Annotated in this window: 25 protein-coding genes and 7 tRNA genes; 13 read left to right on the forward strand and 19 right to left on the reverse strand. The window is 41.6% G+C overall.

The features are described from left to right. Window positions 1-333 precede the first annotated feature (333 nt). Both ACWXWT_RS12000 and rimI read left to right on the forward strand, forming a co-directional pair. On the forward strand, window positions 334-705 hold the full coding sequence (locus ACWXWT_RS12000; RefSeq protein ID WP_456041821.1) for a hypothetical protein: 372 nt from the start codon (window positions 334-336) through the stop codon (window positions 703-705). Continuing rightward, on the forward strand, window positions 692-1,147 hold the full coding sequence (rimI, locus tag ACWXWT_RS12005; protein WP_456041822.1) for a ribosomal protein S18-alanine N-acetyltransferase: 456 nt from the start codon (window positions 692-694) through the stop codon (window positions 1,145-1,147). Before ACWXWT_RS12000 ends, rimI begins: the two co-directional genes overlap by 14 nt. A gap of 71 nt (window positions 1,148-1,218) precedes the next feature. Here rimI and lipA read toward each other — a convergent pair whose 3' ends face one another. From lipA to leuS, 14 genes are all read right to left on the reverse strand, one after another. Continuing rightward, window positions 1,219-2,184 carry a lipoyl synthase gene (gene lipA, locus ACWXWT_RS12010; protein WP_456041823.1) on the reverse strand — a complete coding sequence of 322 codons (966 nt, stop codon included), beginning with the start codon at window positions 2,182-2,184 and terminating at the stop codon, window positions 1,219-1,221. Beyond that, window positions 2,184-2,837, reverse strand: coding sequence for a lipoyl(octanoyl) transferase LipB (gene lipB, locus ACWXWT_RS12015; RefSeq protein WP_456041824.1), 654 nt, complete (start codon window positions 2,835-2,837; stop codon window positions 2,184-2,186). The genes lipA and lipB overlap by 1 nt, the downstream gene beginning before the upstream one ends. A gap of 93 nt (window positions 2,838-2,930) precedes the next feature. Beyond that, window positions 2,931-3,197 carry a DUF493 family protein YbeD gene (gene ybeD / locus ACWXWT_RS12020; protein ID WP_456041825.1) on the reverse strand — a complete coding sequence of 89 codons (267 nt, stop codon included), beginning with the start codon at window positions 3,195-3,197 and terminating at the stop codon, window positions 2,931-2,933. A gap of 143 nt (window positions 3,198-3,340) precedes the next feature. Next, on the reverse strand, window positions 3,341-4,552 hold the full coding sequence (locus ACWXWT_RS12025) for a serine hydrolase (protein WP_456041826.1): 1,212 nt from the start codon (window positions 4,550-4,552) through the stop codon (window positions 3,341-3,343). 160 nt (window positions 4,553-4,712) lie between these two features. After that, a complete protein-coding gene (locus tag ACWXWT_RS12030) occupies window positions 4,713-5,522 on the reverse strand; it encodes a septal ring lytic transglycosylase RlpA family protein (RefSeq protein ID WP_456041827.1) in 810 nt (269 codons plus the stop codon). After that, a complete protein-coding gene (gene mltB / locus ACWXWT_RS12035) occupies window positions 5,512-6,525 on the reverse strand; it encodes a lytic murein transglycosylase B (protein WP_456041828.1) in 1,014 nt (337 codons plus the stop codon). Before mltB ends, ACWXWT_RS12030 begins: the two co-directional genes overlap by 11 nt. A 14-nt stretch (window positions 6,526-6,539) precedes the next feature. Then, window positions 6,540-7,661 carry a rod shape-determining protein RodA gene (gene rodA, locus ACWXWT_RS12040; protein ID WP_456041829.1) on the reverse strand — a complete coding sequence of 374 codons (1,122 nt, stop codon included), beginning with the start codon at window positions 7,659-7,661 and terminating at the stop codon, window positions 6,540-6,542. Beyond that, window positions 7,643-9,499 carry a penicillin-binding protein 2 gene (gene mrdA, locus ACWXWT_RS12045; protein WP_456041830.1) on the reverse strand — a complete coding sequence of 619 codons (1,857 nt, stop codon included), beginning with the start codon at window positions 9,497-9,499 and terminating at the stop codon, window positions 7,643-7,645. The genes rodA and mrdA overlap by 19 nt, the downstream gene beginning before the upstream one ends. Window positions 9,500-9,627: 128 nt before the next feature. Further along, the gene (rlmH, locus tag ACWXWT_RS12050; RefSeq protein WP_456041831.1) at window positions 9,628-10,098 is read right to left on the reverse strand and encodes a 23S rRNA (pseudouridine(1915)-N(3))-methyltransferase RlmH; all 471 of its coding nucleotides are present in this window, start codon (window positions 10,096-10,098) and stop codon (window positions 9,628-9,630) included. Next, window positions 10,098-10,427, reverse strand: a complete 330-nt coding sequence (gene rsfS, locus ACWXWT_RS12055; RefSeq protein ID WP_261732039.1) for a ribosome silencing factor — start codon at window positions 10,425-10,427, stop codon at window positions 10,098-10,100. The genes rlmH and rsfS overlap by 1 nt, the downstream gene beginning before the upstream one ends. 160 nt (window positions 10,428-10,587) lie before the next feature. Continuing rightward, window positions 10,588-11,223, reverse strand: coding sequence for a nicotinate-nucleotide adenylyltransferase (gene nadD / locus ACWXWT_RS12060; protein WP_456041832.1), 636 nt, complete (start codon window positions 11,221-11,223; stop codon window positions 10,588-10,590). A 20-nt stretch (window positions 11,224-11,243) separates the two neighbouring features. Then, complete coding sequence (gene holA, locus ACWXWT_RS12065) at window positions 11,244-12,278, reverse strand: DNA polymerase III subunit delta (RefSeq protein WP_456041833.1); 1,035 nt, start codon at window positions 12,276-12,278, stop codon at window positions 11,244-11,246. Beyond that, on the reverse strand, window positions 12,278-12,772 hold the full coding sequence (locus ACWXWT_RS12070; protein WP_456041834.1) for an LPS-assembly lipoprotein LptE: 495 nt from the start codon (window positions 12,770-12,772) through the stop codon (window positions 12,278-12,280). The genes holA and ACWXWT_RS12070 overlap by 1 nt, the downstream gene beginning before the upstream one ends. Before the next feature lie 140 nt (window positions 12,773-12,912). After that, window positions 12,913-15,504 (reverse strand): leucine--tRNA ligase, encoded by a 2,592-nt coding sequence (gene leuS / locus ACWXWT_RS12075; protein WP_456041835.1) that lies wholly within the window; start codon window positions 15,502-15,504, stop codon window positions 12,913-12,915. 120 nt (window positions 15,505-15,624) lie between these two features. On the opposite strand from leuS, the gene ACWXWT_RS12080 reads away from it, so the two are divergent. After that, window positions 15,625-16,125 carry a zinc ribbon-containing protein gene (locus ACWXWT_RS12080; protein ID WP_456041836.1) on the forward strand — a complete coding sequence of 167 codons (501 nt, stop codon included), beginning with the start codon at window positions 15,625-15,627 and terminating at the stop codon, window positions 16,123-16,125. A gap of 76 nt (window positions 16,126-16,201) precedes the next feature. On the opposite strand, the gene lnt is transcribed toward ACWXWT_RS12080, so the two are convergent. From lnt to miaB, 5 genes are all read right to left on the reverse strand, one after another. Further along, entirely contained in the window at window positions 16,202-17,767 is a 1,566-nt protein-coding gene (lnt, locus tag ACWXWT_RS12085; protein WP_456041837.1) for an apolipoprotein N-acyltransferase, read from the reverse strand. 3 nt (window positions 17,768-17,770) lie between these two features. Beyond that, a complete protein-coding gene (gene corC / locus ACWXWT_RS12090) occupies window positions 17,771-18,649 on the reverse strand; it encodes a CNNM family magnesium/cobalt transport protein CorC (RefSeq protein ID WP_456041838.1) in 879 nt (292 codons plus the stop codon). A gap of 45 nt (window positions 18,650-18,694) precedes the next feature. Beyond that, on the reverse strand, window positions 18,695-19,165 hold the full coding sequence (gene ybeY, locus ACWXWT_RS12095; protein WP_456041839.1) for an rRNA maturation RNase YbeY: 471 nt from the start codon (window positions 19,163-19,165) through the stop codon (window positions 18,695-18,697). Then, the gene (locus tag ACWXWT_RS12100; protein WP_456041840.1) at window positions 19,162-20,223 is read right to left on the reverse strand and encodes a PhoH family protein; all 1,062 of its coding nucleotides are present in this window, start codon (window positions 20,221-20,223) and stop codon (window positions 19,162-19,164) included. The genes ybeY and ACWXWT_RS12100 overlap by 4 nt, the downstream gene beginning before the upstream one ends. A gap of 173 nt (window positions 20,224-20,396) precedes the next feature. Then, a complete protein-coding gene (gene miaB, locus ACWXWT_RS12105) occupies window positions 20,397-21,821 on the reverse strand; it encodes a tRNA (N6-isopentenyl adenosine(37)-C2)-methylthiotransferase MiaB (protein WP_456041841.1) in 1,425 nt (474 codons plus the stop codon). 468 nt (window positions 21,822-22,289) lie between these two features. Here miaB and ACWXWT_RS12110 point away from each other — a divergent pair, with 468 nt between their 5' ends. The 10 genes from ACWXWT_RS12110 to ACWXWT_RS12155 all read left to right on the forward strand — a co-directional run bounded on the left by ACWXWT_RS12110 (window position 22,290) and on the right by ACWXWT_RS12155 (window position 26,444). Then, entirely contained in the window at window positions 22,290-23,519 is a 1,230-nt protein-coding gene (locus tag ACWXWT_RS12110) for an FAD-dependent monooxygenase (RefSeq protein ID WP_456041842.1), read from the forward strand. A gap of 139 nt (window positions 23,520-23,658) precedes the next feature. Continuing rightward, complete coding sequence (gene pth, locus ACWXWT_RS12115) at window positions 23,659-24,246, forward strand: aminoacyl-tRNA hydrolase (protein WP_456041843.1); 588 nt, start codon at window positions 23,659-23,661, stop codon at window positions 24,244-24,246. A gap of 76 nt (window positions 24,247-24,322) precedes the next feature. Continuing rightward, a complete protein-coding gene (gene ychF, locus ACWXWT_RS12120; RefSeq protein WP_456041844.1) occupies window positions 24,323-25,414 on the forward strand; it encodes a redox-regulated ATPase YchF in 1,092 nt (363 codons plus the stop codon). 212 nt (window positions 25,415-25,626) lie between these two features. After that, window positions 25,627-25,703 (forward strand) — tRNA-Met (locus ACWXWT_RS12125). 45 nt (window positions 25,704-25,748) lie between these two features. Next, window positions 25,749-25,833: transfer RNA gene (locus ACWXWT_RS12130), tRNA-Leu, on the forward strand. Window positions 25,834-25,880: 47 nt separating this feature from the next. Then, a tRNA-Gln gene (locus tag ACWXWT_RS12135) sits at window positions 25,881-25,955 on the forward strand. Between the two features lie 23 nt (window positions 25,956-25,978). Beyond that, window positions 25,979-26,053: transfer RNA gene (locus ACWXWT_RS12140), tRNA-Gln, on the forward strand. A gap of 5 nt (window positions 26,054-26,058) precedes the next feature. Further along, window positions 26,059-26,135: transfer RNA gene (locus tag ACWXWT_RS12145), tRNA-Met, on the forward strand. Window positions 26,136-26,229: 94 nt separating this feature from the next. Further along, window positions 26,230-26,314: transfer RNA gene (locus tag ACWXWT_RS12150), tRNA-Leu, on the forward strand. 55 nt (window positions 26,315-26,369) lie between these two features. Beyond that, window positions 26,370-26,444: transfer RNA gene (locus tag ACWXWT_RS12155), tRNA-Gln, on the forward strand. Window positions 26,445-26,699: the final 255 nt, after the last annotated feature.

Below are 26,699 nucleotides of genomic sequence, written 5' to 3' on the forward strand. Positions count from 1 at the left end.
GTCCTTTATGCTTCGTTAGATGCTTTCAAAATAGAATCACTATTCGCTTCAATCATCTGCCTTGCCTACAGCACTTTGAACTCCCGCTGAAAGATCACATATTTAATAGGATTGGTATTATACCAATTCCTCACCTTGAGGCGGTGTCATTACATCAATTATTGACTCATATGCTTTAATTTAACACGTTAAACTAACAATATTTGAATTGTACTTAGCACTGTGACACTGGCTAAAATAGATCACACTTCAATTGTGTTTGGTATAAAATACCACTCAGTTTACTTAAGCTGATATGCTGCTCATTGAATAAAAATATCTTTTGAGAACCTAATGGATAAATTTGCTTTTTTAGATGCGATGAGCATTACGCGTTGGCGTAGTGCTGATAAGCCAATAAAGCCATATTTGGTTTTGCATGATCTCGATGCGGATCTTACTGATGAAACGCTCATTGCCGATGTCTTGCGTTTATTGGGGGTTGATATTGAATTGTGTGAGTTTGATTCTGAAATGGTCAAAGGCCCTCAAGTGGTATGGGATATGCGAAAAATCAAAGTACGACCCCGTGTAGCATGGGTTGTCAGTGCCCCTATAACTGATCTTGCAAATCATCCTGAAGGAAAGCGTCAACTGTGGCTGCAAATATCCCACTTTATTGATAAGTCTTATGCAGACGGTAAGGATATACATGCACAACACTGAATCTTACGCCATTACCCGTTTATCTCTTGAAGATGTTTCTGATATGGCAAGTGTTGAGACCAAGGCTCATTCGCATCCATGGACTGAAGCTGGCCTAGCGGATTGTTTTGGCCCCTTATATTGTACAATAGGCTTAAAGCAACAAGGTCGACTAATAGGTTTTGCTATAGTGCAACAAATTATCGATGAAGCAACACTGCTTGATATTTGTGTTGATCCATCGTATCAAGGTTTAGGGCTTGGCTTGTTGCTTATTAGAAAGGTATTGGATGACGCTAAGCAAGCTGATGCTGTGGTTATGATGTTAGAGGTCCGCGAGTCGAATAACGTGGCAAAAAGCTTGTACGAGAAAGTAGGATTTAAAGAGTCAGGCCGCCGCAAGCGTTACTATCAAACTGATGATGGTAACGAGGATGCTATATTGATGGATAATAAGTTTTAAGCCATACAAAAAAACAGCGCTTTTGCGCTGTTTTTTTGCGTTGTCCAAAGAAGTTAATTGCTCTGAGACTACTACTTAACTTCTTTACCTTGAGCCTGTAAGTCTGCATGGTAGCTTGAACGAACTAATGGGCCACATGCTGCATGAGTAAAGCCGATATCATCAGCGAGGGCTTTTAATTCGTCAAATTCTGCAGGCGGTACATAACGCTCTACGGGTAAATGGAACTTAGAAGGCTGTAGGTATTGCCCTAAAGTTAGCATTTCAACATTGTGTGCGCGTAAGTCATGTAATACTTGGGCGATTTCATCGTTAGTTTCTCCCAACCCCATCATTAAACCAGACTTTGTCGGCACATTTGGGTGACGCTCTTTAAAGCGTTTAAGTAAATCTAATGACCACTGATAATTTGCACCTGGGCGAGCCTTACGGTAATGAGCTGGAGCGGTCTCTAAATTGTGGTTAAACACATCTGGTGGCTCAGTCGCTAATATATCCAGTGCTGCATCAATACGACCACGGAAATCAGGGACTAGGATTTCGATTTTGATTTCTGGGCTTAATAGACGAATTTCGCGAATACAATCTGCAAAATGTTGCGCGCCACCATCACGTAAATCATCACGGTCCACTGAGGTAATTACCACATATTTAAGCTTCATGTCTTTGATGGTTTGAGCTAACTTTAATGGCTCTTGTGCATCAGGTTTTAATGGACGACCATGGGCAACATCACAAAATGGGCAACGACGAGTACAGATAGCCCCTAAGATCATAAATGTTGCGGTGCCGTGGTTAAAACATTCCGCTAGGTTAGGGCATGATGCCTCTTCGCACACTGAATGTAAGCCATTTTTACGCAAGGCTGATTTAATATCGAGAATACGCTGGTTAGACGCCGGTAACTTAACTCGTAACCAATCAGGTTTACGGAGCATTGTTTCACGTTCTGATGGAACCACTTTGACAGGAATACGCGCTACTTTTTCGGCGTCGCGTAGTTTTACACCTGGTTGTAATCTTTCAGGCCTATTCATTATTCTGCTAATCCTTGATGATGTACAAGTTGTTGATAGCCCATAACTTGGCTAAAGGTTTGGATTAATTTATCACCGGCTTCGAGCACGGTTTGCGGTCCACCTAAGGCTTTACATTGCACCATTTCTAAACCGGCATAACCACAAGGGTTAATGCGTTGAAACGGCGCTAAATCCATGTCGACATTGAGTGCTAACCCATGGAATGAACAACCTTTACGGATACGCAGCCCTAATGAAGCGACTTTCTTTTCATTAACATAAACGCCTGGTGCATCTGCTTTGGCATAAGCTTCAATGTCATAACCGGCCAGCATATCGACAATACTTTGTTCAATATTATTGACCAATTGGCGAACGCCTAGTTTATTACGTTTAATATCGATAAGTGGATAAACCACTAATTGACCTGGGCCGTGATAAGTCACTTGACCACCACGGTCTACCTGGATGACAGGAATGTTACCGGGGTTAAGAATATGCTCGCTTTTACCTGCTTGGCCTTGGGTAAATACCGGCGAGTGCTCAACAATCCATAACTCATCATGACTGTTGCTATCGCGATTATCAGTATATTCCTGCATCGCATGCCATATAGACTCATAGTCTTCTTGCATGCCCAGGTGGCGAATGTGCAGTGCTTGTGCTTGCAAGGGCAACGTCTCCCCAGATAAATGTATATTCACACTAATAGTAATGCCTGAGTATTATACTCAAGTTTTATGCGAATACTGACTCTTTTGCGATTATAGAACGCGTTTTACACCATCAATAGCGGCAAGATCGATATACGCTTTCTCAATATGCTCTTTACTGGTCACGGTTATACGAATGGTCACTGAATAGTAACTGCCTTTACTGGATGCTTTTACTGTTGGTACATAATCACCAGGAGCAAGTTGTTGTGCTACGGCAACAACACGATCGGCTAATGTATCGTCTGCGTCACCAATCACTTTGAAAGGGCATGAATTTGGGAATTCCATCACTTGGTCAAACGTTGTATTTAGCATCAGCTTACTCAATTCTGTTTTGGTGTTACTTATATGGTGGCGATTATACCCGATTCAAGCCTGATTGATCTGAAAAAATTAAAGCCACTGGTTAGGCGGCTTTAATTGGTTGATTCACTGATAAAATATATAAATCAATTTCGTTATTCAAACCAACTTGCAAACATCTGCTTAAAGTAATCCATTAACTTGCTGAACCAACCACCTTCTTGAACTTCATTTAATGTCACAAGTGGAAATTGAGCGATGTCTTTTCCGTCAAGCTGGAAAAATACCCTGCCTACAGTTTCGCCTTTAGCGAGTGGAGCTGTTAATTGTTTGGTTAATTCAAAATTAGCTTGTAAATCTTTTGCCTTACCACGACTAATCGTAATTGGAGTATCAGTCATCACGCCTAGATCAACTGTTTCTCTGTCACCATACCAAATTTTTTGAGTGACGAAGGTATCGCCAGCTTTGTAAGGTGTAATCGTTTCAAAGAAACGGAAACCATAATTGAGTAGCTTCTTGCTTTCTGCTTTACGTGCAGATTCACTTGCTGTACCCATTACCACTGTAATAAGTCTCATACCTTCGCTGGTACCAGAAGAGACTAAATTGTAACCTGCTCCAGATGTATGGCCAGTTTTAATACCATCTACATTTAAGCTTTTATCCCATAATAAACCATTACGGTTATACTGCTTGATTCCGTTATAGGTAAAAGACTTTTCAGAATAAACTTTATACTCTTCAGGTACATCGCGGATCAACGCGGCGCCTAAAATAGCCATATCATAGGCTGTAGTTTTATGATTTTCAGAATCCAAACCATGTGAATTTTCAAAATAACTGTCTTGCATACCCAACTGTTTGGCCCATGAGTTCATTAAATCTACAAATGCACCCTCTGTTCCAGCGATATGTTCAGCCATAGCAACGCACGCATCGTTACCTGATTGAATAACAATACCGCGATTTAAATCATGTACTTTGACGGTTTTACCGACTTCAATAAACATTTTTGATGAGTCAGGGAAGTTTTTTGCCCATGCATTTTTGGTAATTGTGACATCATCATCTAATGAAATATTACCTTCACGAATTTCATGGCCAATCACATAACTGGTCATCATTTTTGTCAGGCTTGCTGGATTTAAACTTTCGTAGGCATTTTCTTCGGCAATGACTCTGCCAGAATTATAATCCATTAGCACATAAGCTTTCGCTGCAACACTGGGTGCATCTGGAGTCACCATTGGAGCTCTGTTGGGTGTTGGACGTGCATCAGGTTGCGGTGTTGCAGCCATTGAAGAGAAAGACACAAGTGATGCGATGAGCATAGATGTTAAAGGAACTGTTTTAGAAGTCATCATGAAGTTAGCACGTCTCTATTTAGTCGAAGAAAAGACAAAAATCAATCTGTATAATGTTATTGATTATACAATTTTACTGATTATACATTAGTAGGCAATCATTTCGCATTAAGGTTCATTCATTCTATGTAAATGAACTTTAATAAAGCCCTTTATGTTTTTACGGCACGATAAAGCTTTGTGGGTAACCATCTGCTTGAACGCGATCGAGTAATTTATTGGTAAGGTGGATTTGCCCAATAGGTCCCAATTGTAGTCTGTGCATGCCATTGATTGATGTTACACGTGAGGCTACCGAGTATTTCGTTTCTAGCTGCTTAGCCAACATATTAATACGTAGCTTATCTTGAGACGCTGCAACTTGAATATAGTGGTTGTTAATATCTTTTAAATCGCTGATGACTCGTTCTTGCGGAGAGGGAATGTATACGGTTTCGATGGCAACTTTTGCTGTTCCTTTGGCTAGCATACCTAAGTGATAAGCCGCCGCATAAGAAAGATCAATCACCCGGCCATGATGAAAGGGGCCTCGATCATTAACACGAACAATGATTTGTTTATTGTTATCTAAATTGGTGACCTTTACATAACTGGGTAAGGGTAAATTCTTGTGCGCTGCAGACATAGTGTACATATCATAAGTTTCACCATTTGAGGTTAAATGGCCGTGAAACTTTGCACCATACCATGAGGCATGACCTTGCTCTTTAAATCCCTTTCCTGTGTCGAGTACTTGATAATTTTTGCCTAATACAGTGTAGTTTCGATTACCTTGTCTGCTGTAAGGTTCATATTTAGGTTGAGCATTTTTTACAAGGCTGACATCTGGGGCATCATCGGGATAACGGTCATTTGCCATTTGATAACGGCTTTTTTTCCCAGAAGACTGAGTGACATCATTTGACGAGCAACTGATCAGTAATACACTGCTGAAAATGGCTAACAAAACAAAACGGTAATTAATTAGCATGTTGGTTGACCGATAAATAATGGGCGTTAAGTTGTTGGCTGAATTGATATACCGCCATGGCATATAATGGGCTGCGATTATAACGAGTGATCACATAGAAGTTTTTCAACCCTAACCAGTATTCACTATTTTCTGGTTGCTCCAATTTAATTAACATAGCCGCCTGTGATGCATCAATATCTTGGTTGTTTGCCAAGCTTAATGTTGGGCTTAAAATATCAGAGACTTTGTAATGCAGCCTTTCTTTGGTCCACACTTTGGTTTTTGGAGCCGAAGTTGATGTGTGATTTAATAACAATGCTACTGGCAGACCTTTTTGCCAACCATGCTGATGGAAATAATTAGCAACACTGCCAATAGCGTCCGCTTTACTGGTTAATAAATCACGCCTTCCATCGCCGTCAAAGTCGACGGCGTAATGACGATAGCTTGAAGGGATGAATTGACCATAACCCATCGCACCAGCATATGAGCCTTTTAAAGTGTCGTTATTGAGTTTTTCTTCTTTTATTAACGCCATTAGGTTGGCGTATTCGCTACGAAAAAAAGTAGCTCGAGGCGGATAGTGAAAGCCTAAGGTATAGAGCGCATCTTGAACTCGATGGTTACCCATGTAGCCACCGTAAAAGGTTTCAATACCGATAATGGCAACAATGATTTGTGGATCTACATTAAACTGTTTTGCAGCTCTATCAATTGTTTGCTGATTTTCTTGCCAGAATTCGAGCCCTTTCTGTAATCGTTTTTCAGTCAAAAATATAGGGAAATACTGATACCAAGGTTTGGCTTCCCAAGGTTTTGATATCGCATCGATAATGGTTTGATCGAAGGTTGAAGACGCTAAAAACTGCTCGACGTCTTGTTGATCAAATCCTTGCTTTATCTGTTCGGCAACAAAGCTATCTTGCAAAGCTTGTGTATCTGTTTGGCTTACGGCATTGGCGTCAAAAATAGTACTAATAAGTAATGCTAAGCTGGCAATTTGAATGGTTATTCTTGTCATGGTTAACGTTAATCCTATCTATCGACAAATCGTCTGTGGGTGTGAATGCTCATTAAAATACCAAAGCCTGTCATTAACGTCAGCATGGAGGTTCCACCATAACTGATAAGTGGCAAAGGTACGCCTACCACAGGCAAAATACCTGATACCATGCCAATGTTAACAAAAATATAGACGAAAAATGTTAGGGTGATACTTCCTGCCAGCAAACGTGCAAAGCTGGTTTGTGCTCGTGAGGCAATGACCAAGCCTCTACCAATGACAAATAAGTACATTGCTAATAAAACGACACTGCCAATAAGCCCAAACTCTTCTCCAATTACCGCAAAAATAAAATCAGTATGTCGCTCTGGTAAAAATTCTAACTGTGATTGAGTACCATCAAGCCAACCTTTACCCCAAAGTCCACCAGAACCTATTGCAATTTTAGATTGGATAATATGATAACCCGCACCTAAAGGATCTTGTTCAGGATTAAATAAGGTTAATACTCGAGTACGTTGGTAATCGTGCATTAAGAAAAACCACAATACAGGTAAAAAGATCAGAATGGCAGTGACAAATCCGCCAACAATTAACCAGCTCATGCCCGAGAGGAACAGTACGAACACTCCAGATGCCGCCACTAAAATAGATGTGCCTAAGTCAGGTTGCTTTGCAATTAATAATGTCGGGATCAATAAAATAATGACCCCACCGGCTAAATAACGCTTCTTCGGTGGCAGTGGAAACTTACTGATGTACCAGGCCATGGTAATTGGGAAAGCTAATTTTATGAGTTCAGATGGTTGAAACTCCATAAACCCTAGGTTTAGCCAGCGTTGGGCACCTTTATTAATGGTACCGAATAGTTCAACACCTATGAGTAGTGCAATCCCAGCAAGATATATAGGTAAAGCCCAGCGCCTGAGAATTTCGGGATTGATTTGTGCAAAGCAAAACATGACCCCTAATGACAATGCCATACGAACAAGTTGACGCTCCATCATTGCAGGATCTTCTCCACTGGCAGAATAAATAACAAAAAGGCCAAAGCTCATTAAAATGACAATACCGATAAGTAATGGCACATCTATGTGTATTTTTTGCCAAAACGATTTTTGATATGCATGATTATTCACGGTTTTACCGCCCATTCGTCGCGTAAAATATACTCATCGAGCAATGCTCTCGCGAGTGGGCCAGCATTGGCGCCCCCCCAACCAGCGTTTTCTAATACAACTGCTAGTACAATACGTGGCTTTTCATAAGGGGCGTAAGCAACAACTAATGCATTGTCGCGCAGATGTTCAGCGATCGTATCGGCATTATACTTTTGATCTTTGGCAACGCTAAATACCTGTGCCGTACCGGTTTTCATTGCGGCGGTGTAAGTGGCATCGGTAAAGCGCGATTTATCGGCGGTTTGACGCATTGCTTCATTGATTATATCCCAATTATGAGGGTCTTTTAATTCAATTGGTGGAAGTTCATCAATAGGTGAATCAATTTTAACGGTACTATTTTTAAATGACTTTAATAGATGAGGCGTAAAGCGCTTGCCTTTATTAGCCATGATCGTAACAGCATTCGCAAGTTGCAATGGCGTGGTAGTCCAATATCCTTGGCCAATACCGACTGAAATCGTATCACCGTTATACCAAGGTTGATTGTAACGCATTCTTTTCCAGTCTCGTGATGGCAGCACCCCATCGGATTCTTCAAAAATATCAATACCAGTACTTTTACCAAACCCAAAAGGTTCCATAAAAATAGCTAATTTATCAATGCCTACTTTATAGACGAGGTCGTAAAAGAAAATATCACATGAATCGACAATGGCATGGTAAATATCTACCCAACCATGGCCCCATTTTTTCCAGTCTCCCCATTTGCGATCTACCCCCGGCATTTGCCAATAGCCTGGATCCCAAATTCGTGTGCGTTCGGTAATAATTTTTTCTTCTAACCCAAGTAGCGCTACATGCGGTTTGATAGTTGAAGCTGGGGAGTATTGCCCCTGCGTTGAACGGTTTATCAATGGACGTGACTTGTCATTTAATAGGTCGTTATAAGCTTTAGAGCTAATGCCATGAACAAAGGGGTTTGGGTCATATGAAGGACTTGATATCATCGCTAATACGCCGCCATCTCTAGGATCTATTGCAACAACGGAACCTCGACGACCCGCAAGCAGCTCCATGGCTTTTTGTTGTAATTTGAGATCCAAAGTGAGGTAGATATCTTGTCCTGGAGTTGGAGGGGTCACTTTGAGTGTTCGGATAACTCTGCCACGGTTATTGACTTCTTCTTCGAGGTGACCTGGCATACCATGAAGTAAACTTTCATAGAACTTTTCAATACCTTGTTTACCTATGTCTTTGGTTGCTGCATAGTTTTTCCACTGATTGGTTTTTTCAAGTAATGCCTTATCTCGACTATTAATTTTACCGACATAACCCAGTACATGAGTCATTAATGCATTGTAAGGATAATGACGCTTGAGGCCTGCTTCAACATAAATCCCGGGGAATTTATATTGATTAACACTAAAAATAGCGACTTGTTCGTCGGTTAACTTACTTTTGATGGTTAATGGTTTAAAACGACGATGAAATTTTAAGGTTTCAGTGATGTTATCGCGCTCATCTTCTGAGAGTTCAATGAAGGTATTCAGCTCGTCTAAGGTCGCAGTAATATCTCTGACTTTTTCAGGGATCAACTCTAAAGAATAATAAGGTTGGTTTTCGGCTAATAGCACGCCGTGACGGTCATAGATTAATCCACGACTTGGTGCAGTGGGTACAACACGGATACGGTTATCATTTGAACGGGTTTCATAGTCTTTGTAAGAGACAATCTGTAGATGATAAAGATTCGAAAATAGTAGACAGAGCAGTATGAATACGCAGATAAAAGTAAATAATGCACGGCGTTTAAATAGCGCGGCCTCTGCGGCATGATCGTGCATGGTTATGCGCTTTCTTGGCGGCACTTATGCTATCCCCGTCGTGAGCAAATAAAAATGTAGATGATGTAAAGTCACTGTATCAGCTGATGAATATGAAAAAAAGAGTTACATGATAAGCATTATCAATAAGCTGGTTGTACATGCGACTGAACTTATTCTCTGTGGTATGGATGATTGTTATTAACACTCCATGCTCGGTATAGGCTTTCTGCCACAATAATCCTAACTAAAGGGTGAGGTAAAGTGAGCGCCGACAAACACCAGCTTTGGTTGGCCGCTTCTTTACAAGCAGGTGAAAGTCCCTCTGGCCCCCCAATAAGCAAGCTGACATCCCTACCATCGAGCTGCCATTTTGTCATTTGTTCGGCAAGTTCTGGCGTTGTCCAGTTTTTACCTGGTAAATCTAGGCTAACAATGTGATTACCTTTCGCTACTGCCGCTAGCATTAATTCGCCTTCTTTATATAAAATTCGGGCGATATCAGCATTTTTTCCGCGTTTCCCCGCAGGGATTTCGACGAGTTCCAAAGCCATATCTCTAGGGAAACGGCGTTGGTATTCTTCGAAGCCTCGGGTAACCCAATCGGGCATTTTGGTGCCAACGGCAATAAGCTGTAATTTCATTAGGCGCTGTGTTCAGACCACAGTTTTTCAAGCTCGTAGTAATCACGTGTTTGTTCTTGCATTACATGCAAAATAACTGAGCCTAAATCAACTAATACCCATTCACTGCTGTCTCGGCCTTCAACCCCAAGAGGCTGCACTCCGGCGTCTTTTGCAGACACGATAACGTGTTCACCAATAGAACGAACGTGTGTTTTTGATGTACCAGTACAGATAATCATGGTATCGGTAATGGTTGACTGTTTAGATACATCTAACACAGTAATATTTTTTGCTTTTAAATCATCGATTTTGTCGATAACGAAATCTTTTAGTTCGGTGCCTTGCACGCGAAGTACCTCATAAGTAAAAATTAACGGAGTATTATACTCAAATTCACTGTTAATGCGCAATTAAGCACAGCTAAACAACACGAGATTTAATTTGAGGGTGACTATTCGTTAACAGGATATGCTAACTATTAGATTAATGGTTGTGGTTTTAGCCATGTTAACGATAGAGGTTATGTTGATGGATATAGTCGATCGTCGTTGGTGTTAATACTTTGCTGATATCAATCTTTTGCTTTAAACGTTGGCGTATTTCACTAGAGGATATATCGATTAACTGACTGTTGATACAGAATATTTTACCATATTTAGTATGGGTTGGTGAGTTTAGGTAATCCGCACCAGCCTGCCTTAATAGCAATTGTTTGGTCATTTCACTATGGGTGTCCATTGTCCAACCAGGACGTTGGCACAATGCAATATGACATAAGCTGAACAAGGATTGCCATTGGTACCAAAGTGGCAGTTGAATGAATGAGTCCATCCCCATAATGAAAAAGAATTCATCGTCTGGGTACATTTGGTTAAGTAATGTGAGTGTTGTAACACTGTATGAAGGGGTATCTCGCTCAATTTCAACATCGCACAGTTTAATATCTGGATACTGTTGGCTCACCAACCTCACCATTTCCAGCCGATGATGGCTACTGACTACCGTAGTGTCTTTATGGGGTGGAATATGATTGGGCATTAACCAAATCTGGTCTAAATTAAGTTGCTGTTTTACGTCTAGAGCAGGATTGATGTGGCCTAGATGAATTGGGTCGAAAGTGCCCCCTAAAATACCGATACGCATTCTCTATCCTTGTTGGGTTATCAGTCCGTTAATGTTATATGAGCTAAACGGTTATGGGCGCGGGGATCAAATAATATGCATAAATGGCTCATGCCAATCCAATCATCAATTCCCTTTTGTTTTAAGTTTAATTCTAATGAAGATGCGAATGCGAGCATATGTTCAATATGGTCTAAATCTAACCGTGTTATTGCGGCTTGATAGAGAGGTTTGCGTTTATCCCAAATGCGGTACTGCCCCCACAATTTGCTGAGTTGTTCACCATTGTGAATCGCCAGTTTTAATGTAAGTAGCAGGTTGATTTCTTTACATAATGCCCACATTAAAATAGGCATGGCAGTGCCTTCTGCCTTTAACTGAGCCAACATATGTTGTGCTTGTTTTTGATGGTTAGCTAAAATAGCATCGCAGAGCTGAAATACACTAAACCGAGATTGGTCTTCAAAATATTCGCTCAGCTGTTCTGTGGTAATATTTTGCTTAGGGCTGAGTAATTGTAGCATTTGCATTGCTTGTTCAGCTGCCAGTAAATTACCTTCAAAAAGTGTAAATAACATGGCTTTAGCGTCATGATGCACCGTCAGTTCATAATGAGTAATTCGGCTCTCTAACCAACGCTCGAATTGCTTACCTTCAGGGGTAGTACAAGGTAAATATATGCCTTTAGCATCGAGTGATTTAAACCATTTGCTATTGGTTTGTTCTGCACTGGCTTTGGGGCCTTGTACTATCAATAGCATATCTGGATTAGAATGTTGTAACAGCGTTTGGAATGCTGCCGCACCTTCAGTGCCTGGTTTTCCTTGTGGCAGGGTTAGCTCAATAATGCGTCGGCTGGCAAATAAACTCATTGCCTGCCATTCTTGCATTAAATCCCCCCAGTTAAACCCTGTTTCTTGACTTAACTGCATTCTTTCTTCAAAGCCTTGCTTTTTTGCTGCTTTAAGAATGATCTGTTTACTGTTTTCGATTAACCAAGGATCGTCGCCAAACAGTAAAAAACATTGGGGTAATTGTTTAAGGTGTTGTTTGAGTTGGTCAGGATAAACCCGCATTACTCTGCCCCGATTGACGCCAGTGTTTGAATGATATAATCGGCTGCTTGTACGCGCATTTCTTTAACTAATAATTCCATTTCACGACTTTTTGCTAATGCTGTTCGTGGATCGTCTTGATAGTCGCGACGTATTTCGGTATCAAAAAGCTGTGGTTCTTCTCCTGGAAGCGAAACAGAATAATGCACTAAATAGATTAACTCATACTCTGCAACATTACCGGTAGGGTAGAGTGACAATGTCGCTCGTTCGAGTGAGTCATTAATCAAGTTCAATACTGGTGTTTTGCTGCTGGCATCGACTAAACTGATACGGTTGATCCGTAATCTGTCTCTAACTAGACGTGTTAATTCACTGTATTCATCGCTGCTGCTTAGGTGTAACTCGGTCAACTCTGCAGGTATAGAATAGCTGCGTTGGAGTTTGAAGCCACATCCTGCAGTGCTCAGAAGCGCCAATGTCATTATGGCTAAACAGATTTTTTTGGCTAGCATAGTGAGGGGAGGCATCCTTGTTTATTTGCATGGTTAAATAAATAACTTACCACGGTGTAACCTGCGGTAAGTTATAACACTGAAGCATATCATTATCGCATTTAGTTAGGAGGCTGATTAGCCTCCTAACTTAAGACAACTTAGTTAGCCACAATACTCAACAGTTTGCCGGGTACGTAAATCACTTTACGGATTGTTAACCCTTCAGTGTGTTTTTGCACGTGTTCATCACTCATGCCTAATGCTTCCACATCTTCTTTTGATGCATCGGCAGCAACTGTGATTTTTGCACGTACTTTACCATTAACTTGAACCACAATCAGTTTACTGTCTTCAACTAAAGCTGATTCATCAACCTCTGGCCAACGACTGTCTTCGATATTACCTTCGTTACCCAATTCATTCCATAACGTAAATGTCATGTGTGGAACAATAGGGTAAAGCAAACGTGTTACGGCAGACAACGCTTCGTCAAGTAATGCACGATCTTGAGCCGTTTCTTGTGGTGCTTTTAGCAAATGGTTCATGAGTTCCATTACTGAAGCAACTGCGGTGTTAAACATTTGACGACGCGCAATATCATCACTGACTTTTGCGATTGTCTTATGTAATTCACGGCGTAAAGCTTTTTGGTTGGCGTTTAATTTGCTGATATCTAATGCTTCAGTTTTACCTGCAGCAACATGATCGCTAGCCAATTTCCAGAAGCGCTTAATGAAGCGATGTGCTCCTTCAACACCAGACTCTTGCCATTCTAGGGTTAATTCTGGTGGCGAGGCAAACATCATGAATAAACGTACGGTATCTGCACCGTATTTTTCAACCATGACTTGCGGATCAATACCGTTATTCTTCGATTTAGACATCTTGCTCATACCGGTGTAAACCAGTTCATGACCTTGATTGTCTATTGCTTTAATGATGCGTCCTTTGTCGTCTTTTTCTACCACAGTTACTTCTAAAGGTGATACCCAAACACGGGCGCCTTTTTCGTTGGTGTAGTAGTAAGCGTCTGCTAATACCATACCTTGAGTCAGCAATTGCTTTGCAGGCTCATCACTGTTGACCAAGCCAGCATCACGCAGCAACTTATGGAAGAAACGGAAATACAACAAATGCATACAAGCATGTTCGATACCGCCAATATACTGATCGACTGGTAACCAGTAGTTCGCTTTAGCTGGATCTAACATTTCGTCTGCATGAGGGCTACAGTAACGTGCATAGTACCAAGACGATTCCATAAAGGTGTCAAAGGTATCTGTTTCGCGAGTTGCTGGCTGACCATTGACTGTGGTTTCGGCCCAGGCTTTATCGGCTTTAATTGGACTTTGGATACCGTCCATTACCACATCTTCTGGCAAAATAACTGGCAGCTGATCTTCTGGCGTAGGCACAACAGTACCATCAGCAAGGGTGACCATTGGAATTGGTGCTCCCCAATAACGCTGACGAGACACACCCCAATCGCGTAAACGATAATTTACTTGGCGTTTGCCTTTACCTTCTGCGGTTAATCTAGCATCAATGGCTTCAAAAGCGGCTTGGAAGTCTAGACCGTCTAGAGCAGGGAATGCATCGCCTGAATTGAACACCACACCTTTTTCTGTGTAAGCTTCTTTACTGACATCGACTTCGCCGTCTAACGGTTTAATGACAGCTTCAATCGCAAGATTATATTTAGTCGCAAATTCATAATCGCGTTGGTCATGAGCAGGAACTGACATTACCGCACCAGTGCCATAATTCATTAATACAAAGTTAGCGACCCAAATAGGTACCAATTTGCCTGAAATAGGATGAATAGCTTGTAAGCCCGTTGCTACGCCTTTTTTCTCCATTGAAGCCATCGCAGCCTCAGTGGTGTCAGCATTTTTACATTCTTCTAAAAATTCAGCCAGTTGTGGATTATTTTCAGAGGCTTGTACTGCTAATGGATGCCCAGCTGCAATGGCTACATAGGTCACGCCCATTAATGTATCTGGACGAGTAGTGTAGATATCAAAGGTGGCATCACTGTCAGCAACTGCAAAGGTCATTTCAATACCTTCACTGCGGCCAATCCAGTTACGTTGCATGGCCTTAACTTGTTCAGGCCAGCCATCTAAGGTGTCGATGTCGTTAAGCAATTCTTCTGCATAATCAGTGATTTTAATAAACCACTGAGGAATTTCTTTTTGCACTACCTCCGTATCACAACGCCAGCAGCAACCGTCTTGCACTTGCTCGTTTGCTAATACTGTTTCATCGTTTGGACACCAGTTTACAGATGATGTTTTTTTATACACTAAGCCTTTTTCATACAACTTAGTGAAAAACCACTGCTCCCAACGATAGTATTCAGGGGTACATGTTGCGATCTCACGGCTCCAGTCGTAACCAAACCCTAAAAGCTTAAGTTGGTTCTTCATGTAGTCAATGTTTTCATAGGTCCAAGGTGCTGGAGACGTCTTGTTATTGATCGCGGCATTTTCTGCAGGTAGACCAAATGAGTCCCAACCAATCGGTTGCAAAACATTTTTACCTTGCAAACGTTGATATCGTGCCACTACATCGCCTATTGTGTAGTTACGGACGTGGCCCATGTGAAGACGGCCTGAAGGATACGGAAACATTGAAAGACAATAGAATTTCTCTTTGCTTTCATCTTCAGTGACTTCAAAGGTTTTATGTTCTTGCCAGTGCTTTTGCACTAAGGCTTCAATTTCTGAGGGATTATATTGCTCTTGCATCAATCTATTTCCGGCTATGCCGCCTATTGTTTGATCTAACGCTCAACAGCGTGATTTATAACTGCATAGAATAAACTAGAAGTGATGTATTAAAAAGGTGCGTATTAAGGAGTATTACTTATGAGTGGAAAAAGTTCAGCACTATTAGCCTTATATAAGTCACTATTTGAACAGGTTAAGGCCATGTTTGAAGAAGATAACTCATTAACTGCTAAGGATTTATTTGATGCAGTGACTAAGGGGAAGGGGTTCGTAAAACTTAAATCTCATGCCGATGATGAAGAACTCGCATTAGTAGAAGAATTTTTAAAGCGTGACATTGAAGCCTTCTTAAATGATGAACATGCCGATGATTTGAGTTATAGCCCAATGGTCATTGGGATTGAAAACACATTATGGCAATGGTTGAGCGAAATAACTGACCGTAGCCAAGTAGAGTGGCATGAACTATTACAAGATTTTAAACATCATGGTATCTATAAGTCTGGGGAAATCATTAATCAAGGTAAACTGACTTGTAATAAGTGTGGTCACCAAATGCAAATCGATTTTCCTGGGGTTATCCCTGATTGCCCAAAATGCGATAATAATGAGTTTTCACGGGAGCCTTTAACACCATAATCGACCACTTTATTTATGCTTAATCACGTTAGTCTTTGTGAGATAACGTGGTTAAGCTAAATGCCACTACCAATGTTTAGTTATTTACGTAAAAATTTCTTACGCCAAATAGCATTAATAACCCGCATAGTATTAGCAAGGGTAATTGACCTACTTTTCTGAACCAAGTTTCACCTTGGTAAAGTGTAACCTTGCTGACTAATACCCCAGTTTCAAACTGAGGGATAGCATCGGTAATTCGTCCATGTGGATCAACAATCGCTGTAATACCATTATTCGTTCCTCGCAATAATGGCTTACCCATTTCAATGGCACGCATCTGGGCAATTTCCATATGTTGTAATGGTCCATTTGATGCGCCAAACCAAGCATCGTTTGATACGGTGAGAAGAAGATCTGTTTTATTGGTTACACTGGCCCTGACTTGTTCGGGAAAGGCGATCTCGTAACAGATTGCAGGGGCAATATGGTAGCCCAATGCTGTTAAATTAGGTTGGGTATAGTCACCTCGTTGGAATGATGACATCGGCAAATTAAAAAACGGTGCCAGAGGACGAAGTAAATCGCCAAATGGTACAAATTCGCCAATCGGTAATAAGTGATGTTTTTTAAATTCGTTGCTGCTACCGGCAACATAATCCGCGTTTTGTTGGTGCTTTTGATGATGATTGCCTAATACAATGAGCGAGTTATAAAAACTTTGTTGTTGGTGGCTAATAATGCCTGTAATAATTGCCGTGTTATTTATATTGGCGACTTGGTTGGCATTTATTAAAAAGTCTTCCACCATGGATTCTGGTGCTGGAATGGCGGCTTCTGGCCAAATAACGATATCAACACTAGAGGTATCATCTAACTGCTCGCGGGTGAGATCCATGTATTTTAGCATGGTGGGCCATAGTGCATCGGGTTCCCACTTCATGCTTTGGGCAATATTACCCTGAACTAAAGCCACGTTAACTGTTTTACCATTGGTTGAGATAGGGTTAAGCAAAGGTGCAGCCCAAGCACTTAATACCAACATAGGTAATATAATTAATACTGGAAATATGCGTTTTTGCATTAACAACATTAATGAACCGGCCATCATGGCCACGACAAAGCTGAGCCCTAAGGCACCAATAAAACTGGCAAGCTCACTCAGTGGTCCTAATGTTTGACTGTAACCAGCCCAAAGCCATGGGAAGCCGGTGAGTATCCAGCCTCGTAACCATTCGGTAAGTACCCATAGCGCTGGGAATAGTCCTAAATAAGTTAAGTATGGATTTAACGTTCGCTTAGGTGTGCGTGATAACTTGCTGAGTAAGTAACCTGTTATCGCCGGATAAATAGCAAGATATAGTGCCAGCAAAGCCATTAAGGCGATAGACACAAAAATGGGCATGCCACCAAATGTGTCAATACTGACATGGACCCAACTAATGCCAATAGCGAAACAGCCAAAGCCGAAACAAAGCCAGTAATATAAACTGTGTTTAGCGGTGAGAGTCTGGCTCTGCCATAAGGCAAAACTTAACGCTAAAGGGAATATGGCCCAAATTTCATAAGGTGCAAACGAAAGTGCCGTACTGGCGCCAGCAATAAATGCTGTCGCCAGACGAACAATGCCCAAAGAGGAGCATAGAGGTTGAGTTTTTAGCACAATTTAGTCGTCGGATTCTTCACTAAAATTAGGATCTGGTAGTTTAACACGAAGTTGCACCAAACGACGGTTATCAGCATTAATGACTTTGAATTCAATATTGTTAATAACAATGCTTTCATTGCGCTCAGGTAAGTGACCAAAGGCGTGTGATACCATGCCACCGACGGTATCGAATTCTTCATCACTGAAGTGAGTGCCACAAGCTTCGTTGAAATCTTCAATTTCTGTGAGCGCTTTTACCATAAAGACGGTACTACTGATCTTTTTAATTTCAGTATCGCCCACTGAATTATGGTCAAATTCGTCTTCAATTTCACCAACGATTTCTTCCAAAATATCTTCAATGGTCACTAGGCCTGAAACGCCGCCGTATTCATCGACAACAATTGCCATATGATAACGTTGTGAGCGGAATTCTTTGAGCAATACATCGACTCGTTTACTTTCTGGAACAACGACCGCAGGTCGAATCACTTGTGCCAATGTGAAAGGTTCGTCTGACTGTTTAAAGCCGTACTTGATCAAGTCTTTTGCAAGTAAAATGCCTTCAATATGATCTTTGTCTTCATTAACGACAGGGAAGCGGGAATGACCTGAATCCATGACAATTTCTAATAATTCATCAACGCTTGAGTCTATTTGGATGGTGACAATTTGCGATCTTGGGATCATGATGTCGCGTACACGAAGGTCGGAAACCTCTAATACACCTTTAATCATTTCGCGAGTATCTTCTGTAATGAGGTCTCGCATTTCTGCACCTGCAATTACATCGACTAAATCTTCGCGATTTTGAGGTTCGCCCTGAAATAATTGGTTAATCTTATCGAACCAGCTTTTCTTGTGGGCGCTTGTACTCGGGGGGATATCGTCACTCATAATATTTATTTAAACAAGATTATCTACCTGATATAACTTGCTTATTTATGCTTCCTTATAGGGGTCAGTAAAACCTAAGCCTTCAATAAGTTGGGTCTCTAATGACTCCATTTCATCGGCTTCCTCGTCGATAATATGGTCATAACCTAGCAAATGCAAGCAGCCGTGTATGACCATATGTGCCCAATGTGCATTTAAGGGTTTATTTTGCTCAATGGATTCTTGTTCTACCACTTGTGTGCAAATAACCAAGTCACCAAGTAAAGGTAATTCAACTTCAGGCGGCGCTTCAAACGGGAATGACAACACGTTTGTCGGCTTATCTTTGCCGCGATAAGTTGAGTTGAGTTGTTGACTTTCAACAGTATCAACAAGGCGAATGGTCAATTCGACTCTTGTCATCGTTTGACCAATCGCGGTTCGAATCCACGTTTCAAACTCGGCTTGAGTCGGTAATCGCGGATTATCGACTGCAATTTGTAGGTCGAGATCTAATGCTATCTCTTGTGGGCTCATTGAGCACTTTCCTCTTTGTCTACTTGCTGACGTTTTTGTTCTCGTTCGCGATAAGCCTGTTCTTTGATGGCTTTTTCGATTTGTTCTTGCTGTTCAAATGCTTCATATGCTTCGACAATTCTTGCCACTACAGGATGGCGAACCACATCTTGAGCAATAAAGAAATTAAAGCTGATCTCTGGTACTTTACTGAGGACTTCAATGGCGTGACGTAAACCAGACTTCTGGCTGCGAGGCAAATCGATTTGGGTTATATCACCAGTGATCACCGCGCGAGAATTAAATCCAATACGGGTTAAGAACATTTTCATTTGTTCAACGGTGGTGTTTTGGGCTTCATCTAGAATAATAAAAGCATCATTGAGTGTACGGCCGCGCATATAGGCAAGTGGAGCGACTTCAATTACACCGCGTTCAATGAGTTTTTCAACTTTTTCAAACCCCATCATTTCAAATAAGGCATCATAGAGCGGGCGCAAATAAGGGTCGACTTTTTGGCTCAAATCGCCGGGTAGAAAACCAAGTTTCTCACCTGCTTCAACGGCAGGGCGTGTTAAAAGAATACGACGTACTTCCTGACGCTCATAGGCATCTACTGCAGCAGCCACTGCTAGGTACGTTTTCCCAGTACCTGCAGGGCCAATACCAAAACTGATATCGTGGCGAGTAATGTTATGCATGTACACACTTTGATTGGGTGTACGAGGCTTAATGACGCCACGCTTGGTTTTGATATGAATACTGTCGTCTGACTCTTGTTCTGCTTCAAGATTAATCGCTTCTTGAATCGCTAAATGAACCACTTCAGGCTCTAAGTCTGGCGTGCTACCTTTTACGGTTTGGGTTTCAATGTATAGCTGGCGTAACAAGTTATTAGTATTAAGGGCATTACGCGGCAAACCAACAATAGTGAAGTGGTTATTTTTATGGATAATCTCAACACCTAGGCGGCGTTCAAGTTGTTTGATGTTGTCATCAAATGGGCCACATAATGAGGAGAGACGGCGTGTATCTGAAGGTTCTAGATACAAGTTCATTGTGGTGACTTTAGTGGTCAAATAGAGCTCCAGTGTTAGATTGTGAACAATAAAAATTTAATATGACAAGTGTCATTAGCTACTGTTCACAGTTTACGAGTGTCTTTATTGAATTACCATAATATGGGAGGTTTTAGGCAAAATTAAAGGCGGACAAGCCGCCTTTAAAACATTTTCACGCAACCAAATATCGGTTACGGTTTAAAATGTACCACGCCTAATGCGTCAGCTTGCTTATGTTTAGCTAAAATATCAGACGGACGTAAATTACGACGTAAATCCATTTCATGCTCACCACGAACAAATTCGCCACGCAATGAGTTGGTGTAGACATCAACAATTTTTACATCAACAAAACTGCCAATATGTGTGTGGGGGGCTTCAAAATTCACCACACGACTGTTTTCTGTACGACCACGAAGCTCCATTGGTTTTTTTACCGATGGCCCTTCAACTAAAATACGTTGAACCGTACCTAGCATTTGACGGCTGTAGCGCATCGCTTGTTGTGTAATACGGTCTTGCAAAATAGCCAAGCGCTGTTTCTTTTCATCGTCGCTGACATCATCTGGCAAGTCTGCTGCGGGCGTACCTGGACGGGCGCTGTAGATAAAGCTAAAACTGTGGTCAAAGCCAACGTCTTCAATCAGTTTCATGGTATCAGCAAAATCGTCTTTCGATTCTCCTGGGAAACCAATAATAAAGTCTGAGCTGATTTGGATATCTGGACGTGCTTTACGTAGACGACGAATAATCGATTTATACTCGATGGCCATATGACCACGCTTCATTTGGGTTAAAATACGGTCAGAACCTGACTGAACCGGTAAGTGTAAGAAACTCACCAATTCCGGCGTGTCTTCATACACATCGATAATGTCTTGAGTAAACTCAATTGGGTGGCTGGTGGTAAAACGTAAACGATCGATACCGTCGATTGATGCGATTAAACGCAGCAACTCAGCAAAAGTACAAATTTCATCGTCGTGGGTTGCGCCACGGTATGCGTTAACATTTTGACCTAATAAATTCACTTCGCGGACACCTTGAGCTGCCAATTGAGCGACTTCAAGAATAACGTCATCCAAAGGACGGCTCACTTCTTCGCCGCGAGTGTATGGCACTACGCAGAAAGAGCAGTATTTACTGCAACCTTCCATAATCGATACAAACGCAGTTGGACCATCAGCGCGAGGTTCAGGAAGACGATCAAACTTCTCAATTTCTGGGAAGCTGATATCAATCACTGCTTTTTCGCCGCGTTGAATTTGTTCAATCATCTCTGGTAAGCGATGCAGTGTTTGTGGACCAAAGATAATATCAACGCACTGAGCGCGATCTTTAATCGCTTTACCTTCTTGTGAGGCAACACAGCCGCCAACCCCAATAATTAAATTAGGATTTTTATCTTTTAAAGACTTCCAACGCCCTAGCTGATGGAAAACCTTCTCCTGTGCTTTTTCACGAATAGAGCAAGTATTAAGCAGCAGTACATCTGCTTCGGTTGCGTCCTCTGTCAAGGTATACCCTTGATAGTCGTCTAGTAAATCAGCCATCTTTGATGAGTCGTACTCATTCATTTGACAGCCCCAGGTTTTTATATGAAGTTTTTTACTCATCAGTGCTCGCCGGTAAACAACAGTAAAAATAGCGCGATATTTTACCTGTTGTCAGGCGCTCTGGCTAGCACTAGTGCAAGTTTCAGTTATTTGAATGTAAAGTTTTTTATAACCTTAAAAAATGTAATGTTAAATGTTTTGTGTAAAAAGAGGCTAGTTGTGCGATGAAACAGGCAAGTTTTACCACCATTTTACAGGCATATGACTCGGGGGAATTTGCACGTTTGGGTTTATGTCACGATTAAAGAACAGCAATATTTCCGTGGTTTGGTGATATAGGGCATAATTGGCATCATAAATGATATGTTTTGGTAATGGTTGTAAGTCTTTCTCAATATGCCTTCGTAATATGAGAAAGACATATAGACAGTTATCGTTCATTCAATCCATCACTATTGCCTATTAAATAGATAGCAATAGCTTGTTTAATGCATTGATTAGGCGTACTACGCGTCACTTTTTAGGGATATGTTCACAATGCAAGATGTTTCTCTCTCAGCAACAGATGGCCTCCATTCAACTGAATATGATGCTGTTGTTATTGGTGGCGGTATGGTTGGCGCGGCAGCCGCGATTGGACTTGGCCAGCTGGGTTTAAAAGTTGCCGTTATTGAGCCGCGCGAGCCGCAATCATATCATTTTGAACAACCATTAGACGTGCGAGTATCTGCGATAAGTGTGGCATCGGAGCAATTGTTAGCCCGTTTTGGCGTCATGGATGAACTGCTTACTATGCGTTACGCTCCTTATACGGGTCTAGAAACGTGGGAAATGGAGGGCTGTTTAACCTCATTTAGTGCTGAGCAAATTGGGCAGACTCATTTAGGTTATTTTTTTGAGAATCGGCTTATACAACTTAGTTTGTGGCAGCAGTTACGCCGCATGGATAATGTCGACCTTCTTTGCCCGTGTAAGGTAAACACATTTAATCGTAAATTGCAGAGTCAACATATTGAAGTCTTGCTTGATAACGATAGCCAATTAACCACACGATTATTAATTGGTGCAGATGGGGCACATTCACAAGTGCGGCAATGGGCAGGTATTGGTTTGACAGGATGGGATTATGCCCAGTCAGCCATGTTAATTAATATCAACACTCAAACACCACAACAAGAAATTACATGGCAACAATTTACACCAGCAGGCCCAAGAAGCCTGTTGCCGTTACCCGGAAACCATGCATCACTAGTGTGGTATGACGATGCCAATCGAATTAAGCAATTGTCTCAGCTGAGTAACTTACAATTAGCTGAGCAAATTCGCCAACACTTCCCTTCACGCTTAGACCCTCATTTTACGGTCGAAAGTCGAGGCAGCTTTCCATTAACGCGCCGTCATGCACAACAATATTACCAAGATAATGTGGTGATCATTGGTGACGCAGCTCATACCATTAACCCATTGGCTGGACAAGGGGTTAATATTGGCTTTAAAGATGTGGATGTGCTGGTGGCTCAGGTTGCAGACGCGATTGGATCGGGTGACACATGGTGGGAAAGCAAAGTACTAAAACGTTATCAACAGGCACGTTATTACGATAATCAATTAATGATGACCGCAATGGATGCGTTCTACGCAGGTTTTAGTAATGATTTACTGCCATTGAAACTACTGCGCAATGGCGCGTTAAAACTGGCAAACATCGACTCACCCATAAAACGTAAAGTATTAAAGTATGCCCTTGGGCTTAAGTAGACTTTACATAGGCTAAACTTGTCGTTTGTTGACAAGCCATTTGAGTGCTAAAATGCCGCGTTTTGCATCATGTGTATTTTGATGTAACCCATTAAAGGCGCTTGGCAGTAATGCGCATTAATAAACTGACTAGGTTGTAATGAGTAACATTAAACTGATTGTTGGGTTGGCAAACCCAGGTGCGGAATACGCACAAACTCGTCATAATGCTGGCGCATGGTACGTGCAAGAATTGGCACGTATTTGCAATGTTCAGTTAATGCCAGACAGTAAATATTATGGTGTTACCGCACGCGCAGTTTTACATGGCAGAGATGTGCGGTTGTTGATCCCAACAACTTACATGAATTTAAGCGGTAAATCGGTTGCAGCGTTAGCCAACTTTTTCCGAATATTGCCCGAGGAAATTTTGGTTGCACATGATGAGCTCGACATGGAGCCTGGCGTAGCCAAATTTAAACTAGGTGGCGGCCATGGTGGCCATAATGGTTTAAAAGATATAATTGCCTGTTTAGGGAACGACAAAAATTTTCATCGCTTGCGTATTGGTATTGGCCATCCGGGTGATAAAAATAAAGTTAGCGGTTATGTATTAGGCAGAGCGCCAGCACTAGAGCAAGAGCGGATAAATGCCGCGATTGATGAAGCGGCTCGTTCAACCGAGATTTTATTTAACCAAGACATGGCGAAAGCCATGCATAGATTACATTCGTTCAAAGCAGAATAAACACACCAATTTTGCTTTAACAGACTTTCGACATAATTATCCGTTGGGATAATTCTACACATATAAAGGTAAGAATATGGGTTTTAAATGCGGCATTGTTGGTTTGCCAAACGTAGGTAAGTCAACGCTGTTTAATGCGCTAACACAAGCGGGTATTGAAGCGGCAAACTTTCCGTTTTGTACTATTGAGCCAAACACCGGCGTAGTGCCTGTACCTGATTCACGTCTTGACGCGTTAGCTGAAATAGTAAAACCTCAACGTATATTACCTACCACAATGGAGTTTGTTGACATTGCAGGCCTAGTCGCAGGAGCTTCTAAAGGTGAAGGTTTAGGTAACAAATTTTTAGCTAATATTCGTGAAACTGACGCAATTGGTCATGTTGTGCGTTGTTTTGAAGATCCAAACATTGTCCATGTAGCCAATAAAATTGACCCTGCAGGCGATATTGAAGTGATCAATACTGAGTTAGCTTTAGCCGATTTAGATGCATGTGAACGTGCTATTTTTCGTCAAGCCAAACGCGCAAAAGGTGGTGATGGTGACGCGAAATTCGAAATAAGCGTACTTGAAAAAATGCGTCCAGTGTTAGATGAAGGCAAGATGCTGCGTTCGTTAGCGTTAACTAAAGAAGAATTGGCCGCAGTGGCGTATCTAAACTTCTTAACGATTAAGCCAACCATGTATATTGCTAACGTGGCTGAAGATGGCTTTGAAAATAACCCTCATCTAGATGTTGTTCGTTCAATCGCAGCAACTGAAAACGCTATTGTTGTGCCAGTGTGTGCCGCTATTGAATCGGAATTAGCCGAAATGGAAGCAGATGACCGGGCAGAGTTTATGGCTGATTTAGGCTTAGAAGAGTCGGGCTTAGATCGGGTTATTCGTGCTGGTTATGAATTGTTAAACCTGCAAACTTACTTTACTGCGGGCGTGAAAGAAGTACGTGCATGGACTGTCCCTGTTGGCGCATCTGCTCCGCAAGCTGCTGGTGTTATCCATACTGATTTTGAGCGTGGCTTTATTCGTGCTCAAGTTATGGCGTATCAAGATTTTATTACTTACAAAGGTGAAGCTGGCGCTAAAGATGCTGGTAAATTACGGGTAGAAGGTAAAACCTATGTCGTAAAAGATGGCGACGTCATGCATTTCTTATTTAATGTATAAGTCCTATTTGTACTATTAAGAAACAGAAAAGGGTCGTAACGCTGTTTAAGGCAAGTTAATTGGTTTTTTTTGTCGATTCGGCATTCAGTTTGGTGAAGTTATAGCCGAACAAGTCGAATTGATGAAAATAGCGAAAAAAACCAGTTGACCTCGATAACCTGAATAAGCATAATACGCCCCGTTCCTCGCCAAGAGGGATTGCAAGAAATAGTGGCAATATAGCTCAGTTGGTTAGAGCACAGCACTCATAATGCTGGGGTCGCAGGTTCAAATCCCGCTATTGCTACCATCTATTTCTTACCCATCTACTCAAGATGCTAAACTAGAGTGTTGTGCGGGAATGGTGAAATTGGTAGACACGCCAGATTTAGGTTCTGGTGCCGCAAGGTGTGAGAGTTCAAGTCTCTCTTCCCGTACCATTTATTCGAAAGGTTGGCTTTGGCGGACATTTCAAAAAAAGTTTGATTGGGATATCGCCAAGCGGTAAGGCACCGGGTTTTGATCTCGGCATCCCCAGGTTCGAATCCTGGTATCCCAGCCATTTATAAAGTAAGACAAGATTATTGGGATATCGCCAAGCGGTAAGGCACCGGGTTTTGATCTCGGCATCCCCAGGTTCGAATCCTGGTATCCCAGCCATCTTTGGCAATGTAGCTCAGCTGGTTAGAGCACAGCACTCATAATGCTGGGGTCGCAGGTTCAAGTCCCGCCATTGCTACCATATTTATTGGGTAGGGTGAGTGGCACTTACACTAGCTAATAAAGCCAAAGTTTACTCTGAAATAAAAAGAGTATACTCTAAGTTAAAATTTGATGCGGGAATGGTGAAATTGGTAGACACGCCAGATTTAGGTTCTGGTGCCGCAAGGTGTGAGAGTTCAAGTCTCTCTTCCCGTACCATCAAATTCTAGTCAACATGAATGACTTCTTTGCGTTAAAAATTAATTTGCATTATTGGGATATCGCCAAGCGGTAAGGCACCGGGTTTTGATCTCGGCATCCCCAGGTTCGAATCCTGGTATCCCAGCCAAATATAGAAAGCCCGTCTTAATAGACGGGCTTTTTGCTTTTTGTTCTATTTTTAATACCAATTTCACATAATTATACCAATCTCATTAAATATCTGGTCAGTTCAGAGTCTCTCAGGTTTTTCAATTTAAGGCACATTGATGTAGAAATGGTTGTTCCCTTTTAAATCGATGTAACACAGAAGTGGAATACCTGAGAGACTCCATTCTGGCGGGTTTCAAAGTCCTTTATGCTTCGTTAGATGCTTTCAAAATAC

The organism is Shewanella sp. A22 (genome assembly GCF_053850585.1).

Coding starts and splice junctions, on each gene's coding strand:
- mltB (WP_456041828.1), bottom strand. CDS start 6,525: ATGACAAGAATAACCATTCAAATTGCCAGCTTAGCATTACTTATTAGT.
- rodA (WP_456041829.1), bottom strand. CDS start 7,661: ATGGGCGGTAAAACCGTGAATAATCATGCATATCAAAAATCGTTTTGG.
- holA (WP_456041833.1), bottom strand. CDS start 12,278: ATGCGGGTTTATCCTGACCAACTCAAACAACACCTTAAACAATTACCC.
- pth (WP_456041843.1), top strand. CDS start 23,659: ATGAGTAACATTAAACTGATTGTTGGGTTGGCAAACCCAGGTGCGGAA.
- leuS (WP_456041835.1), bottom strand. CDS start 15,504: ATGCAAGAGCAATATAATCCCTCAGAAATTGAAGCCTTAGTGCAAAAG.
- ybeD (WP_456041825.1), bottom strand. CDS start 3,197: ATGCTAAATACAACGTTTGACCAAGTGATGGAATTCCCAAATTCATGC.
- ACWXWT_RS12030 (WP_456041827.1), bottom strand. CDS start 5,522: ATGCTAATTAATTACCGTTTTGTTTTGTTAGCCATTTTCAGCAGTGTA.
- corC (WP_456041838.1), bottom strand. CDS start 18,649: ATGAGTGACGATATCCCCCCGAGTACAAGCGCCCACAAGAAAAGCTGG.
- ybeY (WP_456041839.1), bottom strand. CDS start 19,165: ATGAGCCCACAAGAGATAGCATTAGATCTCGACCTACAAATTGCAGTC.
- ACWXWT_RS12070 (WP_456041834.1), bottom strand. CDS start 12,772: ATGCTAGCCAAAAAAATCTGTTTAGCCATAATGACATTGGCGCTTCTG.
- nadD (WP_456041832.1), bottom strand. CDS start 11,223: ATGCGTATCGGTATTTTAGGGGGCACTTTCGACCCAATTCATCTAGGC.
- ychF (WP_456041844.1), top strand. CDS start 24,323: ATGGGTTTTAAATGCGGCATTGTTGGTTTGCCAAACGTAGGTAAGTCA.
- ACWXWT_RS12080 (WP_456041836.1), top strand. CDS start 15,625: ATGAGTGGAAAAAGTTCAGCACTATTAGCCTTATATAAGTCACTATTT.
- ACWXWT_RS12025 (WP_456041826.1), bottom strand. CDS start 4,552: ATGATGACTTCTAAAACAGTTCCTTTAACATCTATGCTCATCGCATCA.
- lipA (WP_456041823.1), bottom strand. CDS start 2,184: ATGAATAGGCCTGAAAGATTACAACCAGGTGTAAAACTACGCGACGCC.
- miaB (WP_456041841.1), bottom strand. CDS start 21,821: ATGAGTAAAAAACTTCATATAAAAACCTGGGGCTGTCAAATGAATGAG.
- ACWXWT_RS12000 (WP_456041821.1), top strand. CDS start 334: ATGGATAAATTTGCTTTTTTAGATGCGATGAGCATTACGCGTTGGCGT.
- rimI (WP_456041822.1), top strand. CDS start 692: ATGCACAACACTGAATCTTACGCCATTACCCGTTTATCTCTTGAAGAT.
- ACWXWT_RS12110 (WP_456041842.1), top strand. CDS start 22,290: ATGTTCACAATGCAAGATGTTTCTCTCTCAGCAACAGATGGCCTCCAT.
- rlmH (WP_456041831.1), bottom strand. CDS start 10,098: ATGAAATTACAGCTTATTGCCGTTGGCACCAAAATGCCCGATTGGGTT.